The organism is Escherichia sp. B1147, from assembly GCF_001660175.1.
GTDB classification, from domain to species: Bacteria; Pseudomonadota; Gammaproteobacteria; order Enterobacterales; family Enterobacteriaceae; genus Escherichia; species Escherichia whittamii.
On the sequence record NZ_LFHY01000005.1, the window covers coordinates 134,830 to 149,416 of the forward strand.

Here is a 14,587-nt window from a genome sequence, read left to right on the forward strand (position 1 = left end):
AATATTTCGTTGTTTATTATTGGCTCAATCCGATAAATCCGATTGAGCCGCGCTACCTGCGCAACGAAGATACGACTTGTGCTGTTTGTTTGAACTTCTGGGGTCGTACCGTCCATGCGCTATCGCATTTTTCTTCTCTTTTTTTTCGCCTGGTTGCCGACGTCTTTGGCGTGGGCGGCACCAGCGCAACGGGCGTTTTCCGACTGGCAGGTCACCTGTAATAACCAAAACTTCTGCGTGGCGCGCAATACTGGCGATCATAATGGACTGGTGATGACCCTGAGTCGAAGCGCCGGGGCGCATACCGACGCTGTTTTACGTATTGAGCGCGGTGGATTGAAATCCCCGGATGTGTCGGAAGGGGAGATAGCGCCACGACTGCTGTTAGATGGCGAGCCGCTGACGTTAAGCGGGGACAAATGGCGGATTTCGCCGTGGTTATTAGTGACCGATGATACGGCGACCATCACCGCATTTTTAAAGATGATTCAGGAAGGGAAAGCCGTCACTTTACGCGACGGCGATCAGACTATTTCTCTGGCCGGATTGAAAGCAGCGTTGCTGTTTATTGATGCCCAGCAAAAGCGCGTTGGTAGTGAAACCGCATGGATTAAGAAAGGGGACGAGCCGCCGCTGAGTGTACCGCCAGCGCCTGCGCTAAAAGAGGTCGCTGTGGTAAACCCAACGCCGACGCCACTCTCACTCGAAGAGCGTAACGATTTGCTGGATTACGGTAACTGGCGGATGAATGGCCTGCGCTGTTCGCTTGATCCGTTGCGTCGCGAAGTCAATGTCACTGCGCTGACTGACGACAAAGCGTTAATGATGATTAGCTGTGAAGCAGGCGCGTATAACACCATTGATCTGGCGTGGATTGTGTCGCGTAAAAAGCCGCTGGCCTCGCGCCCGGTACGGTTACGTTTACCATTCAACAACGGTCAGGAAACGAATGAACTGGAGTTGATGAATGCGACATTTGATGAAAAAACGCGTGAACTGGTGACCTTAGCGAAAGGCCGCGGATTAAGCGATTGTGGTATTCAGGCGCGCTGGCGTTTTGACGGCCAGCGTTTTCGCCTGGTGCGTTACGCTGCCGAACCGACCTGCGATAACTGGCATGGGCCAGACGCCTGGCCTACGCTTTGGATCACGCGTTGAGTGCCATCTGGCGGATGCGGCGTAAACGCCTTATCCGCCCTACGGTCCGGCGCGGCTTGTAGGCCTGATAAGACGCGTTAGCGTCGCATCAGGCAAACCGGCATCAGGCACCTTTCACCCCCAGCACCTTATGCGCTTTTGCCACAATATTCTCGGCGGTAAAGCCAAAGAACGGGAACAGCTTATCCGCTGGGGCCGATTCCCCGTAGCCGGTCATCCCGACAATCGCCCCTTTCAGGCCGACGTATTTGTACCAGTAATCGGCGATGCCTGCTTCCACCGCTACGCGGGCCGCAACGTTAGAAGGCAATACCGATTCCCGATATTCCTCATCCTGGGCGTCGAAAATATCGGTCGAGGGCAGGGAAACCACCCGCACATTACGCCCTTCGCCCGCTAATTTCTCCGCCGCTTGCAGGGTAATTTCCATCTCTGACCCCGTGGCAATCAAAATAATATCCGGCTTACCGCCGCTGTCTTTCAGCACATAGCCACCACGGGCAATTTCTTTAACCTGATCCGGCGTACGTTCCACCTGCGCCAGATTCTGCCTTGAGAGGATCAGCGCCGTCGGTCCGTTGTGGCGCTCAACCGCCAGCTTCCAGCCCACTGCTGCTTCCACCTGATCGCTCGGTCGCCAGGTGCTGAAATTCGGCGTTAAGCGCAAACTGGCCAGTTGCTCAACCGCCTGGTGCGTTGGACCATCTTCCCCCAGGCCAATCGAGTCGTGGGTATAAACCATAATCTGCCGCGCTTTCATCAGCGCCGCCATCCGCGCGGCGTTACGGGCGTATTCAACAAACATCAGGAACGTTGCGGTATACGGTACAAATCCACCGTGGTGTGCAATGCCGTTGGCAATAGCAGTCATACCAAATTCACGTACCCCGTAGTGAATATAATTCCCCGCCGGATCTTCCTTCAGCGACAGAGAACCTTTCCAGATGGTGAGATTACTTGGGGCCAGATCCGCCGAACCGCCAAGCAGTTCCGGCAGCATAGGGCCGTAGGCGTTAAGCGTATTTTGCGACGCTTTACGGGTAGCGATTTTCGCCGGATTCGCCTGCAACTCATTGATATATTTCTGAGTCGTTTTCTCCCAGTCCTTCGGCAAACCACCACTCATCCGGCGAGTAAACTCTTCTGCCAGTTGCGGATGAGCCTTTTTATACGCGGCAAACTTCTCATTCCAGCTCTGCTGGGCTTTTTCGCCTTTTTCGCGGGCATCCCAGGCGTGATAAATCTCTTTGGGGATCTCAAATGGCGGATGATGCCAGCCTAGTTTTTGTCGTGCCAGTGCCACTTCTTCTTCACCCAGCGGTGCACCGTGGGCCTCTTCCTTACCCGCTTTATTAGGCGAACCAAAGCCAATCACTGTACGGCAGATAATCAACGACGGCTTATCTTTCACGCTTTGTGCTTCGAGGATCGCGTCCTTAACCGCCTGTGGATCGTGGCCGTCGATCTCGTGGATCACATGCCAGTGGTAGGCTTCAAATCGTTTTGCCGTATCGTCGGTAAACCAGCCTTCGGTTTCACCATCAATCGAAATACCGTTGTGATCGTAAAAGCCAATCAGCTTGCCGAGTCCCAGCGTACCCGCCAGCGAACAGACTTCGTGAGAGATTCCTTCCATCAGACAGCCGTCGCCCATAAACACGTAGGTGAAGTGATCGACAATCTCATGGTCCGGCTGGTTAAACTGCGCCGCCAGTGTACGTTCAGCTATCGCCATCCCGACCGCGTTCGCCAAACCTTGCCCAAGTGGACCTGTGGTGGTTTCAACACCTGGCGTATAGCCAATCTCCGGATGGCCTGGGGTTTTCGAATGCAGTTGACGGAAATTTTTCAGTTCTTCGAGCGGTAGGTCATAACCAGTCAGATGTAGCAAACTGTAGAGCAGCATCGAGGCGTGACCGTTGGAGAGAATAAAGCGGTCACGATCATACCAGGTCGGATCGGTGGGGTTATGTTTAAGAAAGTCGTTCCACAGCACTTCGGCAATATCGGCCATACCCATTGGCGCGCCGGGATGACCAGAATTGGCTTTTTGCACCGCATCCATACTGAGCGCGCGAATCGCATTGGCAAGGTCTTTTCGGGACATAAAACACTCCGTGGCTGGTTTTAGAATTTGGCGGCAAGAAGATCTTCCAGTTTGCGTTGATCGACGGCGAACAGGCGGATGCCTTCAGACAGTTTTTCTACCGCCATCACATCCTGATTATGCTCCCAACGGAACTCCGCTTCGCTCATGGGGGCAGGGCGTGGGAATGTCTGAGAAGGCGGGATTAATTTGCGGACGACTGGTGAGACTTTTTCCTGCAACTCTTTCAGCAAGTTCGGCGCGATGGTCAGACGATCGCAGCCGGTTAACGCGAGGATTTGCTCGGTACGGCGGAAACTTGCGCCCATCACAATGGTTTCATAGCGGTGCTGCTTATAGTAGTCGTAGATATTACGCACTGACTTAACGCCTGGATCTTCTTCTACCACATACGGGTCCAGCGGCTTGCGCGCCTGATACCAGTCATAAATACGACCGACAAACGGCGAAATCAGAAAAACGCCCGCTTCTGCACAGGCGCGTGCCTGAGCAAAGGAAAACAGCAGCGTCAGGTTGCAGTTAATGCCTTCTTTTTCCAGCTCTTCTGCTGCGCGAATTCCTTCCCAGGTCGAAGCCAGTTTGATCAGAATGCGTGATTTCTCAACGCCCTGTTGCTGGTACAAATCCACCAGATGGCGTGCTTTTTCAATACTCTTTTCTTTGTCAAAAGAGAGGCGTGCATCAACTTCTGTCGACACGCGACCGGGTACGATTTTGAGAATTTCTGTACCGAAATTGACCGCCAGCTTATCGCAGGCAGCTACCACTTGTTGTTCCTGCGTTTGGCCATTTTTTTTACCCCAGGCGATAGCATCGTCTATTAAATGCTCATATTGTGATAATCCGGCAGCCTTGAGTAATAGCGAAGGATTGGTGGTGGCATCCTGGGGGTGATAATGGCGAATGGACTCAATATCACCGCTGTCAGCCACTACAGTGGTGAACTGTTTGATGCCGTCTAACTCGTTCATAGGAAATACTCCTTGAAAAGTAAAGTGTTAGATGAGTGCGTTAATTCACACTTCTGAGAAATTTCGTTAAACGCATCAAAAAAGCATAGCAGAGAGGCATGGTATTGCTGGATTAAGCAGGTAACATCAGTGTTATGGGATTATTACCAAAACATTATTTGATGGGGGAGGGGTTGGGCTTGCTCAGAGTCCCGAAGCTCCGGCAAGGTAATAATGTGCGCCACGTTGTGGGCTGAGGCAGTTGCCCACACCTATTTTTGTGAACGTTACGTGAAAGGAACAACCAAATGGATGAGCAGTTAAAACAAAGTGCACTTGATTTCCATGAATTTCCTGTACCAGGAAAAATCCAGGTTTCTCCGACCAAACCTCTGGCAACGCAGCGCGATCTGGCGCTGGCCTATTCACCTGGTGTCGCCGCGCCTTGTCTTGAAATCGAAAAAGATCCGTTAAAAGCCTATAAATATACTGCGCGCGGTAACCTGGTGGCGGTGATCTCCAACGGTACGGCGGTGCTGGGATTAGGCAACATTGGCGCGCTGGCTGGCAAACCGGTGATGGAAGGCAAGGGCGTTCTGTTTAAGAAATTCGCCGGAATTGATGTGTTTGACATCGAAGTTGACGAGCTGGACCCGGATAAATTTATTGAAGTGGTCGCCGCACTCGAACCGACCTTCGGCGGCATCAACCTCGAAGACATTAAAGCGCCGGAATGTTTCTATATTGAGCAGAAACTGCGCGAGCGGATGAACATTCCTGTATTCCACGACGACCAGCACGGGACGGCAATCATCAGTACCGCCGCCATTCTCAACGGCTTACGCGTCGTTGAGAAAAATATCTCCGACGTACGGATGGTGGTTTCTGGTGCGGGCGCAGCAGCAATTGCCTGTATGAACCTGCTGGTGGCGCTGGGTCTGCAAAAACATAACATCGTTGTATGTGACTCAAAAGGCGTTATTTATCAGGGCCGTGAGCCGAACATGGCGGAAACCAAAGCGGCTTACGCGGTGGTGGATGACGGCAAACGTACTCTCGACGATGTGATTGAAGGTGCGGATATTTTCCTTGGCTGTTCCGGCCCGAAAGTGCTGACTCAGGAGATGGTGAAGAAAATGGCCCGCGCGCCGATGATCCTTGCGTTGGCAAACCCGGAGCCGGAAATTCTGCCACCGCTGGCGAAAGAAGTGCGTCCGGATGCCATCATCTGTACCGGTCGTTCTGACTATCCAAACCAGGTCAACAACGTGCTTTGCTTCCCGTTCATCTTCCGTGGCGCGCTGGACGTTGGCGCAACCGCTATTAATGAAGAGATGAAACTGGCGGCGGTACGTGCGATTGCTGAACTGGCGCATGCGGAACAGAGCGAAGTGGTGGCTTCTGCCTATGGCGATCAGGATCTGAGTTTTGGCCCGGAATACATCATTCCTAAACCGTTCGATCCACGTCTGATCGTTAAGATCGCCCCTGCGGTCGCTAAAGCGGCGATGGAGTCCGGCGTGGCGACGCGTCCGATTGCTGATTTTGACGTCTACATCGACAAACTGACTGAGTTCGTTTACAAAACCAACCTGTTTATGAAGCCGATATTCTCCCAGGCTCGCAAAGCGCCGAAACGCGTTGTTCTGCCGGAAGGGGAAGAGGCGCGCGTTCTGCACGCCACTCAGGAACTGGTTACCCTGGGGCTGGCAAAACCGATTCTCATTGGCCGTCCGAACGTTATCGAAATGCGCATTCAGAAACTGGGCTTGCAGATCAAAGCGGGCGTTGATTTTGAGATCGTCAATAACGAATCCGATCCGCGTTTTAAAGAGTACTGGAGTGAATACTTCCAGATCATGAAGCGTCGTGGTGTAACTCAGGAACAGGCGCAACGTGCGCTGATCAGCAACCCGACGGTGATCGGTGCGATCATGGTTCAGCGTGGTGAAGCCGATGCGATGATCTGCGGAACGGTGGGCGATTATCACGAACACTTTAGCGTAGTGAAAAATGTCTTCGGTTATCGCGATGGCGTTCACACCGCAGGTGCAATGAACGCGCTGTTGCTGCCGAGTGGTAACACCTTTATTGCTGACACCTATGTTAATGATGACCCAGACGCAGAAGAGCTGGCGGAGATCACGCTGATGGCGGCAGAAACTGTCCGTCGTTTCGGTATTGAGCCGCGCGTTGCCTTACTGTCGCACTCTAACTTCGGTTCTTCTAACTGCCCGTCGTCGAGCAAAATGCGTCAAGCGCTGGAACTGGTCCGGGAACGTGCGCCTGAGCTGATGATTGATGGCGAAATGCACGGTGATGCGGCGCTGGTGGAATCGATTCGCAACGACCGTATGCCGGACAGCACCCTGAAAGGTTCCGCTAATATTCTGGTGATGCCGAACATGGAAGCTGCCCGTATTAGTTACAACTTACTGCGCGTTTCCAGCTCAGAAGGTGTTACCGTCGGCCCGGTGCTGATGGGCGTGGCGAAACCGGTTCACGTGTTAACGCCGATCGCGTCAGTGCGTCGTATTGTCAACATGGTGGCGCTCGCCGTGGTTGAAGCGCAAACCCAGCCGCTGTAATTCTTCTTTAACTATCACGCTTACCCTGAGTAATTCGGGGTAAGCGATTTTTATATTATCAATACGTCTTACTGCTTTTACTAATAGCAAGTAAATTACCCGACATAAAAATAAAGTAATATCTTTATATTTATTCATGCGCTGCATATGAAAGTTTATACACCACGGTAAATATCTCTCCATTCTTAGTGATCTACCTCACCTTTTAAACTCGCTTGCCGAATTTTGTTATTTACTCTGACGAAAAATTGTCACGATACACGCAAGTTTTTTACAGGCGGCGACTTATGGACAAAGAACGCATCATTCAGGAATTTGTACCCGGGAAACAGGTCACGCTGGCGCATCTTATCGCGCATCCGGGCGAAGAGCTGGCGAAAAAAATCGGCGTTCCGGATGCTGGCGCAATTGGCATTATGACGCTAACGCCAGGCGAAACAGCAATGATCGCCGGTGATTTAGCACTGAAAGCCGCCGATGTGCATATCGGTTTTCTCGACCGCTTCAGCGGCGCATTGGTGATTTATGGCTCGGTGGGCGCAGTCGAAGAGGCTTTATCACAAACCGTCAGCGGTTTAGGGCGTTTATTAAATTATACGCTGTGTGAAATGACCAAAAGTTAATACGAGGCATTCATGAAGCGAATTGCGTTTGTGGGTAGCGTCGGGGCAGGAAAAACAACGTTATTTAATGCGTTGCAGGGAGATTATACCCTCGCCAGAAAAACACAGGCCGTGGAATTTAATGATAATGGCGATATTGATACTCCGGGTGAATATTTTAGCCATCCCCGCTGGTATCACGCCTTAATTACCACACTACAGGATGTGGACATGCTGATATATGTCCACGGCGCAAATGACCCGGAAAGCCGATTACCTGCCGGGTTGCTGGATATTGGCGTCACTAAACGGCAAATCGCCGTCATCAGTAAAACGGACATGCCGGATGCTGACGTCGCCGCAACGCGAAAGTTATTGCTTGAGACTGGCTTTGAAGAGCCGATTTTCGAGCTAAACAGCCACGACCCGCAAAGCGTGCAGCAACTGGTGGATTATCTGGCATCTCTCACCGAACAGGAGGAAGCAGGTGAAAAAACTCATCACAGCGAATGATATTCGTGAAGCACATGCGCGCGGCGAACAGGCAATGTCTGTGGTTTTGCGCGCCAGCATTATTACCCCGGAAGCCCGCGAAGTAGCAGACTTGCTGGGAGTTACCATCACTGAATGCGATGAATCGACGCCAGTAACGGCATCCGTTCCCGCCAGCGAGCCAGCCGATAAAACCGAAAGCCAGCGCATTCGCGAAACCATCCTCGCCCAGCTGCCAGAAGGCCAGTTTACCGAAAGCCTGGTTGCGCAGCTGATGGAAAAAGTGATGAAGGAAAAACAGTCGCTGGAGCAGGGCGCAATGCAGTCGAGCTTTAGATCGGTAACTGGCAAAGGCGGCATCAAAGTTATTGATGGCGGCAGCGTTAAGTTTGGTCGCTTTGATGGCGCACAGCCACACTGCGTCGGTTTAACGGATCTGGTGACCGGAGACGATGGCAGCAGCATGGCTGCGGGTTTTATGCAGTGGGATAACGCCTTCTTCCCGTGGACTCTGAACTACGACGAAATCGACATGGTACTGGAAGGTGAACTGCACGTTCGCCATGAAGGAGAAACCATGATCGCCAAAGCAGGCGACGTGATGTTTATCCCGAAAGGTTCCAGCATTGAATTTGGTACGACATCCAGCGTGAAATTCCTGTATGTCGCCTGGCCGGCTAACTGGCAATCCCTATGAAAGATTTCATCACCGAAGCATGGCTAAGAGCGAACCATACGCTCAGTGAAGGCGCAGAGATCCATCTCCCTGTGGACAGTCGCCTGACGCCCTCTGCCCGGGAGTTACTGGAAAGCCGCCATCTGCGCATCAAGTTTATTGACGAGCAGGGCAGCCTGTTTGTGGACGATGAACAGCAGCAGCCGCAGCCCGTTCACGGGCTGACCAGTAGCGATGAACATCCGCAGGCATGTTGTGAACTGTGCCACCAGCCGGTGGCGAAAAAGCCAGACACGCTAACTCACCTGTCGGCGGAAAAAATGGTCGCCAAAAGCGATCCGCGTCTGGGTTTTCGCGCTGTTCTCGACACCACCATTGCACTTACGGTATGGCTGCAAATTGAACTGGCGGAACCGTGGCAGCCGTGGCTGGCGGATATCCGTTCACGTCTTGGCAACATTATGCGCGCCGATGCGCTGGGGGAACCGCTGGGCTGTCAGGCGATTGTCGGGCTTTCTGACGAAGATCTGCATCGGCTTTCTCAACAGCCGCTGCGCTATCTCGACCACGATCATCTGGTGCCGGAAGCCAGCCACGGACGCGATGCGGCGTTGCTGAATCTGCTACGCACCAAAGTGCGTGAAACCGAGACGGTAGCGGCACAGGTGTTTATCACCCGCAGTTTTGACGTATTACGCCCGGACATCTTGCAGGCGCTGAACCGCCTTTCCAGCACGGTTTACGTGATGATGATCCTGAGCGTAGCGAAGCAGCCGCTAACGGTGAAACAGCTCCAACAACGACTGGGAGAGACGCAATGATTATTGAACGTTGCCGTGAACTGGCGTTGCGAGCGCCCGCCAGAGTGGTTTTTCCGGATGCGTTAGACCAGCGTGTACTGAAAGCCGCGCAATATCTGCATCAACAAGGTCTGGCGACACCTGTTTTGGTCGCCAATCCGTTTGAACTTCGCCAGTTTGCGCTCAGTCACGGCGTGGCGATGGACGGGTTACAGGTGATTGATCCGCATGGCAACCTCGTAATGCGGGAAGAATTTGCCCACCGCTGGCTGGCCCGTGCGGGCGAAAAAACGCCGCCGGATGCGCTGGAAAAACTCACCGATCCGCTGATGTTTGCCGCCGCAATGGTTAGCGCCGGTAAAGCGGATGTCTGCATTGCTGGCAATCTCTCTTCCACGGCGAATGTGCTGCGTGCCGGATTACGCATTATCGGCTTGCAGCCAGGCTGTAAAACGCTCTCTTCCATTTTCCTGATGCTGCCCCAGTACAGTGGCCCGGCGTTGGGCTTTGCCGATTGCAGCGTGGTGCCGCAGCCGACGGCGGCGCAGCTGGCGGATATCGCGCTTGCCAGCGCCGAAACCTGGCGGGCCATCACCGGAGAAGAGCCGCGCGTGGCGATGCTGTCGTTTTCCAGCAACGGTAGCGCCCGTCATCCCTGCGTTGCCAACGTGCAGCAGGCGACAGAAATCGTCCGTGAGCGCGCACCGCAACTGGTGGTGGATGGTGAGTTGCAGTTTGACTCCGCTTTCGTGCCGGATGTTGCGGCGCAAAAAGCGCCTGCCAGCCCGCTACAGGGCAAAGCCAATGTGATGGTTTTTCCATCTCTGGAAGCGGGAAATATTGGCTACAAAATCGCACAACGACTCGGCGGATATCGTGCCGTCGGGCCATTGATACAAGGACTTGCCGCGCCGATGCACGATCTTTCTCGTGGTTGTAGCGTGCAGGAAATTATCGAACTGGCGCTGGTGGCAGCCGTACCGCGTCAGACAGAAGTGAACTGCGAAAGCAGTTTACAAACACTGGTTGAATGAACGGTCCCGTTCTGGACCCCTATAAAGAGGAAAACACAATGGAAGCATTAGGAATGATCGAAACCCGGGGCCTGGTTGCACTGATTGAGGCTTCTGATGCGATGGTGAAAGCTGCGCGCGTCAAACTGGTTGGTGTTAAGCAGATTGGCGGCGGCCTGTGTACTGCCATGGTTCGCGGTGATGTTGCCGCCTGTAAAGCCGCGACTGATGCAGGTGCCGCAGCGGCACAGCGTATCGGTGAACTGGTATCCGTACACGTTATCCCGCGTCCTCACGGCGACCTGGAAGAAGTCTTCCCGATCGGCCTGAAAGGCGACAGCAGCAACCTGTAATCACCCTGTGTGACGTCGACTCGGGCGTCACGCTCTCTCCTTTTTCATTTTACCTTCCGCGGAGGGTAGGGGGAGCTTTTACCTGAAATACGCCACGGAGGCGGGTATGAAACTGGCAGTCGTCACTGGACAAATTGTTTGTACCGTACGCCATCACGGACTGGCGCATGACAAATTGCTGATGGTGGAAATGATTGACTCACAAGGTAATCCTGACGGGCAGTGTGCCGTTGCCATCGACAATATTGGCGCCGGAACCGGGGAGTGGGTGTTGCTGGTGAGTGGCAGTTCCGCCCGCCAGGCGCACAAAAGTGAAACATCTCCGGTCGATCTATGCGTGATTGGCATCGTCGATGAGGTGGTGTCTGGCGGTCAGGTTATTTTCCACAAATAAGGCAGAACATCATGAATCAACAGGATATTGAACAGGTGGTGAAAGCGGTACTGCTGAAAATGCAAAGCAGTGACACGCCGCCCACCGCCGTTCATGAGATGGGCGTTTTCGCTTCCCTGGATGACGCCGTTGCGGCAGCCAAAATTGCCCAGCAAGGGTTAAAAAGCGTGGCAATGCGCCAGTTAGCCATTGCCGCTATTCGTGAAGCAGGCGAAAAACACGCCAGAAATTTAGCGGAACTTGCCGTCAGTGAAACCGGCATGGGCCGCGTTGAAGATAAATTTGCCAAAAACGTCGCCCAGGCGCGCGGTACGCCAGGCGTTGAGTGCCTCTCTCCGCAGGTGCTGACGGGCGACAACGGCCTGACCTTAATTGAAAACGCGCCCTGGGGCGTGGTGGCTTCGGTGACGCCTTCCACTAACCCGGCGGCAACCGTAATTAATAACGCCATCAGCCTGATTGCGGCGGGTAACAGCGTTATTTTCGCCCCGCATCCGGCGGCGAAAAAAGTCTCCCAGCGGGCGATTACGCTGCTCAACCAGGCGATTGTTGCCGCAGGCGGGCCGGAAAACTTGCTGGTTACCGTGGCCAATCCGGATATCGAAACCGCGCAACGCTTGTTCAAGTTTCCAGGCATCGGCCTTTTGGTGGTGACCGGCGGCGAAGCGGTGGTGGAAGCGGCGCGTAAACATACCAATAAACGCCTGATTGCCGCAGGTGCCGGTAATCCGCCAGTAGTGGTGGATGAAACCGCCGACCTTGCCCGCGCAGCCCAGTCCATCGTCAAAGGCGCTTCTTTCGATAACAACATCATTTGTGCCGATGAAAAGGTACTGATTGTTGTCGATAGCGTGGCCGATGAACTGATGCGTCTGATGGAAGGCCAGCACGCGGTGAAACTGACCGCAGAGCAGGCGCAGCAGCTGCAACCGGTATTACTGAAAAATATCGACGAGCGTGGAAAAGGCACCGTCAGCCGTGACTGGGTGGGTCGTGACGCAGCGAAGATCGCGGCGGCAATCGGCCTGAACGTCCCGCATGAAACGCGATTGCTGTTTGTAGAAACCACCGCAGAACATCCGTTTGCTGTTACCGAACTGATGATGCCGGTGCTGCCCGTCGTGCGCGTCGCCAACGTAGCGGATGCCATTGCGTTGGCGGTGAAACTGGAAGGCGGTTGCCACCACACGGCGGCAATGCACTCGCGCAATATCGAGAACATGAACCAGATGGCGAACGCCATTGATACCAGCATTTTCGTCAAGAACGGGCCGTGCATTGCCGGGCTGGGGCTGGGCGGTGAAGGCTGGACCACGATGACCATCACTACGCCAACCGGTGAAGGTGTAACTAGCGCACGGACGTTTGTCCGACTGCGTCGCTGTGTATTAGTCGATGCGTTTCGCATTGTTTAAGGAGTAACCGATGGCGCACGACGAACAATGGCTCACTCCACGTCTGCAAACGGCGGCAACGCTGTGTAACCAGACGCCCGCCGCGACGGAATCTCCGCTGTGGCTGGGGGTGGATCTGGGCACCTGCGATGTGGTGTCGATGGTCGTCGACAGCGACGGTCAGCCGGTGGCGGTATGCCTCGACTGGGCCGATGTAGTCCGCGACGGCATCGTCTGGGATTTCTTCGGCGCAGTCACCATTGTTCGTCGCCATCTCGATACCCTCGAGCAGCAATTCGGTCGCCGTTTTAGCCATGCGGCGACGTCATTTCCTCCTGGTACTGACCCGCGTATTTCCATCAATGTGCTGGAGTCTGCCGGACTGGAAGTGAGCCATGTGCTGGATGAGCCAACGGCGGTGGCAGATCTGCTGCAACTGGACAATGCAGGTGTAGTGGATATCGGCGGCGGTACTACCGGTATTGCCATCGTGAAGCAGGGCAAAGTGACTTACTCGGCGGATGAAGCCACTGGCGGGCATCACATCTCTCTGACCCTTGCCGGAAATCGTCGTATTTCGCTGGAAGAGGCGGAGCAGTACAAGCGTGGTCACGGTGAAGAGATTTGGCCTGCGGTGAAACCGGTGTACGAAAAAATGGCGGACATTGTCGCCCGGCATATCGCGGGGCAGGGCATTACTGATTTATGGCTGGCAGGCGGCTCCTGTATGCAACCGGGCGTGGCGGAACTGTTTCGCAAACAATTCCCGGCGTTACAGGTGCATTTACCGCAGCACAGTTTGTTTATGACCCCGCTGGCGATCGCCAGTAGCGGGCGAGAGAAAGCGGAGGGGCTATATGCAAAATGAATTGCAGACCGCGCTCTTTCAGGCGTTCGATACCCTGAATCTGCAACGGGTAAAAACATTTAGTGTTCCACCGGTGACGCTTTGCGGTCCGGGCGCGGTGAGCAGTTGCGGACAGCAAGCGCAAATGCGTGGGCTGAAACATCTGTTCGTGATGGCCGACAGCTTTTTGCATCAGGCGGGGATGACCACCGGGCTGATGCGCAGCCTGGCCGTAAAAGGCATCGCCATGACGCTCTGGCCATGTCCGGTGGGCGAACCGTGCATTACTGACGTGTGTGCAGCCGTGGCGCAACTGCGTGAATCAGGTTGTGACGGCGTGATCGCGTTTGGCGGTGGCTCGGTGCTGGATGCAGCGAAAGCCGTGGCGTTGCTGGTGACGAACCCTGATAGCACGCTGGCAGAAATGTCAGAAACCAGCGTTCTGCAACCGCGTCTGCCGCTGATTGCCATTCCAACGACCGCCGGAACCGGCTCTGAAACTACCAACGTAACAGTGATTATCGACGCAGTGAGCGGGCGCAAGCAGGTGTTAGCACATGCCTCGCTGATGCCGGATGTGGCGATTCTCGACGCTGCGCTGACCGAAGGCGTGCCGTCACACGTTACGGCGATGACTGGCATCGATGCGCTAACTCACGCCATTGAAGCGTATAGCGCGTTGAACGCCACACCGTTTACCGACAGCCTGGCGATTGGCGCTATTGCGATGATCGGTCAATCGCTTCCGAAAGCGGTGGGTTACGGGCATGACCTGGCGGCGCGCGAGAGCATGTTGCTCGCCTCGTGCATGGCGGGTATGGCGTTTTCCAGTGCTGGGCTTGGGTTATGCCACGCGATGGCGCATCAGCCGGGGGCGGCGTTGCATATTCCGCACGGTCTGGCGAACGCCATGTTGCTGCCAACGGTGATGGAATTTAACCGGATGGTCTGCCGCGAACGTTTTAGTCAGATAGGTAGGGCGCTGCGAACTAAAAAATCGGACGATCGTGACGCTATTAATGCGGTAAGCGAGTTGATTGCGGAAGTTGGGATCGGTAAACGGCTGGGCGATGTTGGTGCGACATCTGCGCATTACGGTGCATGGGCGCAGGCCGCGCTGGAAGATATTTGTCTGCGCAGTAATCCGCGTACTGCCAGCCTGGAACAGATTGTCGGCCTGTACGCAGCGGCGCAATAAATGCCGGATGCGACG

Annotated in this window: 14 protein-coding genes; 12 read left to right on the forward strand and 2 right to left on the reverse strand. The window is 54.4% G+C overall.

Annotated features, from left to right (window positions below; translation table 11 throughout):
* Positions 1 to 114 precede the first annotated feature (114 nt).
* Positions 115 to 1,158 (forward strand): DUF1176 domain-containing protein, encoded by a 1,044-nt coding sequence (locus A9180_RS03775; RefSeq protein WP_064526288.1) that lies wholly within the window; start codon positions 115 to 117, stop codon positions 1,156 to 1,158.
* A 103-nt stretch (positions 1,159 to 1,261) separates the two neighbouring features.
* Here the strand turns inward: A9180_RS03775 and tkt are convergent, their stop codons facing one another.
* The gene (tkt, locus tag A9180_RS03780) at positions 1,262 to 3,265 is read right to left on the reverse strand and encodes a transketolase (RefSeq protein WP_064526289.1); all 2,004 of its coding nucleotides are present in this window, start codon (positions 3,263 to 3,265) and stop codon (positions 1,262 to 1,264) included.
* Positions 3,266 to 3,285: 20 nt separating this feature from the next.
* Positions 3,286 to 4,236, reverse strand: a complete 951-nt coding sequence (gene tal / locus A9180_RS03785; protein ID WP_064526291.1) for a transaldolase — start codon at positions 4,234 to 4,236, stop codon at positions 3,286 to 3,288.
* Positions 4,237 to 4,523: 287 nt separating this feature from the next.
* Between tal and maeB the strand changes: the two genes are divergently transcribed.
* From maeB to eutG, 11 genes are all read left to right on the forward strand, one after another.
* Positions 4,524 to 6,803 (forward strand): NADP-dependent oxaloacetate-decarboxylating malate dehydrogenase, encoded by a 2,280-nt coding sequence (gene maeB, locus A9180_RS03790; protein WP_064526293.1) that lies wholly within the window; start codon positions 4,524 to 4,526, stop codon positions 6,801 to 6,803.
* 287 nt (positions 6,804 to 7,090) lie between these two features.
* The gene (gene eutS / locus A9180_RS03795) at positions 7,091 to 7,426 is read left to right on the forward strand and encodes an ethanolamine utilization microcompartment protein EutS (protein ID WP_000356956.1); all 336 of its coding nucleotides are present in this window, start codon (positions 7,091 to 7,093) and stop codon (positions 7,424 to 7,426) included.
* 12 nt (positions 7,427 to 7,438) lie between these two features.
* Complete coding sequence (gene eutP, locus A9180_RS03800; RefSeq protein WP_064526294.1) at positions 7,439 to 7,918, forward strand: ethanolamine utilization acetate kinase EutP; 480 nt, start codon at positions 7,439 to 7,441, stop codon at positions 7,916 to 7,918.
* Positions 7,893 to 8,594, forward strand: a complete 702-nt coding sequence (eutQ, locus tag A9180_RS03805) for an ethanolamine utilization acetate kinase EutQ (RefSeq protein WP_064526296.1) — start codon at positions 7,893 to 7,895, stop codon at positions 8,592 to 8,594. Before eutP ends, eutQ begins: the two co-directional genes overlap by 26 nt.
* Positions 8,591 to 9,394, forward strand: a complete 804-nt coding sequence (gene eutT / locus A9180_RS03810) for an ethanolamine utilization cob(I)yrinic acid a,c-diamide adenosyltransferase EutT (RefSeq protein WP_064526298.1) — start codon at positions 8,591 to 8,593, stop codon at positions 9,392 to 9,394. The genes eutQ and eutT overlap by 4 nt, the downstream gene beginning before the upstream one ends.
* Positions 9,391 to 10,407 carry a phosphate acetyltransferase gene (gene pta / locus A9180_RS03815; protein ID WP_064526300.1) on the forward strand — a complete coding sequence of 339 codons (1,017 nt, stop codon included), beginning with the start codon at positions 9,391 to 9,393 and terminating at the stop codon, positions 10,405 to 10,407. The genes eutT and pta overlap by 4 nt, the downstream gene beginning before the upstream one ends.
* Positions 10,408 to 10,445: 38 nt before the next feature.
* A complete protein-coding gene (gene eutM / locus A9180_RS03820) occupies positions 10,446 to 10,739 on the forward strand; it encodes an ethanolamine utilization microcompartment protein EutM (protein ID WP_000387713.1) in 294 nt (97 codons plus the stop codon).
* A 106-nt stretch (positions 10,740 to 10,845) separates the two neighbouring features.
* Positions 10,846 to 11,133, forward strand: a complete 288-nt coding sequence (gene eutN / locus A9180_RS03825) for an ethanolamine utilization microcompartment protein EutN (RefSeq protein WP_000762200.1) — start codon at positions 10,846 to 10,848, stop codon at positions 11,131 to 11,133.
* An 11-nt stretch (positions 11,134 to 11,144) separates the two neighbouring features.
* A complete protein-coding gene (locus A9180_RS03830) occupies positions 11,145 to 12,548 on the forward strand; it encodes an aldehyde dehydrogenase family protein (RefSeq protein WP_064526302.1) in 1,404 nt (467 codons plus the stop codon).
* 10 nt (positions 12,549 to 12,558) lie between these two features.
* Complete coding sequence (gene eutJ / locus A9180_RS03835) at positions 12,559 to 13,395, forward strand: ethanolamine utilization protein EutJ (RefSeq protein WP_064526303.1); 837 nt, start codon at positions 12,559 to 12,561, stop codon at positions 13,393 to 13,395.
* Positions 13,385 to 14,572: an ethanolamine utilization ethanol dehydrogenase EutG gene (gene eutG, locus A9180_RS03840; protein ID WP_064526305.1), complete on the forward strand. Its 1,188-nt coding sequence runs from the start codon at positions 13,385 to 13,387 to the stop codon at positions 14,570 to 14,572. Before eutJ ends, eutG begins: the two co-directional genes overlap by 11 nt.
* Positions 14,573 to 14,587 lie beyond the last annotated feature (15 nt).

Bases quoted from the DNA above. Each gene is read 5' to 3' on its own strand.
- A9180_RS03830 (WP_064526302.1), top strand. From the start codon at position 11,145: ATGAATCAACAGGATATTGAACAGGTGGTGAAAGCGGTACTGCTGAAA.
- eutJ (WP_064526303.1), top strand. From the start codon at position 12,559: ATGGCGCACGACGAACAATGGCTCACTCCACGTCTGCAAACGGCGGCA.
- pta (WP_064526300.1), top strand. From the start codon at position 9,391: ATGATTATTGAACGTTGCCGTGAACTGGCGTTGCGAGCGCCCGCCAGA.
- A9180_RS03775 (WP_064526288.1), top strand. From the start codon at position 115: ATGCGCTATCGCATTTTTCTTCTCTTTTTTTTCGCCTGGTTGCCGACG.
- eutG (WP_064526305.1), top strand. From the start codon at position 13,385: ATGCAAAATGAATTGCAGACCGCGCTCTTTCAGGCGTTCGATACCCTG.
- tal (WP_064526291.1), bottom strand. From the start codon at position 4,236: ATGAACGAGTTAGACGGCATCAAACAGTTCACCACTGTAGTGGCTGAC.
- eutP (WP_064526294.1), top strand. From the start codon at position 7,439: ATGAAGCGAATTGCGTTTGTGGGTAGCGTCGGGGCAGGAAAAACAACG.
- eutM (WP_000387713.1), top strand. From the start codon at position 10,446: ATGGAAGCATTAGGAATGATCGAAACCCGGGGCCTGGTTGCACTGATT.
- tkt (WP_064526289.1), bottom strand. From the start codon at position 3,265: ATGTCCCGAAAAGACCTTGCCAATGCGATTCGCGCGCTCAGTATGGAT.
- eutT (WP_064526298.1), top strand. From the start codon at position 8,591: ATGAAAGATTTCATCACCGAAGCATGGCTAAGAGCGAACCATACGCTC.
- maeB (WP_064526293.1), top strand. From the start codon at position 4,524: ATGGATGAGCAGTTAAAACAAAGTGCACTTGATTTCCATGAATTTCCT.
- eutS (WP_000356956.1), top strand. From the start codon at position 7,091: ATGGACAAAGAACGCATCATTCAGGAATTTGTACCCGGGAAACAGGTC.
- eutN (WP_000762200.1), top strand. From the start codon at position 10,846: ATGAAACTGGCAGTCGTCACTGGACAAATTGTTTGTACCGTACGCCAT.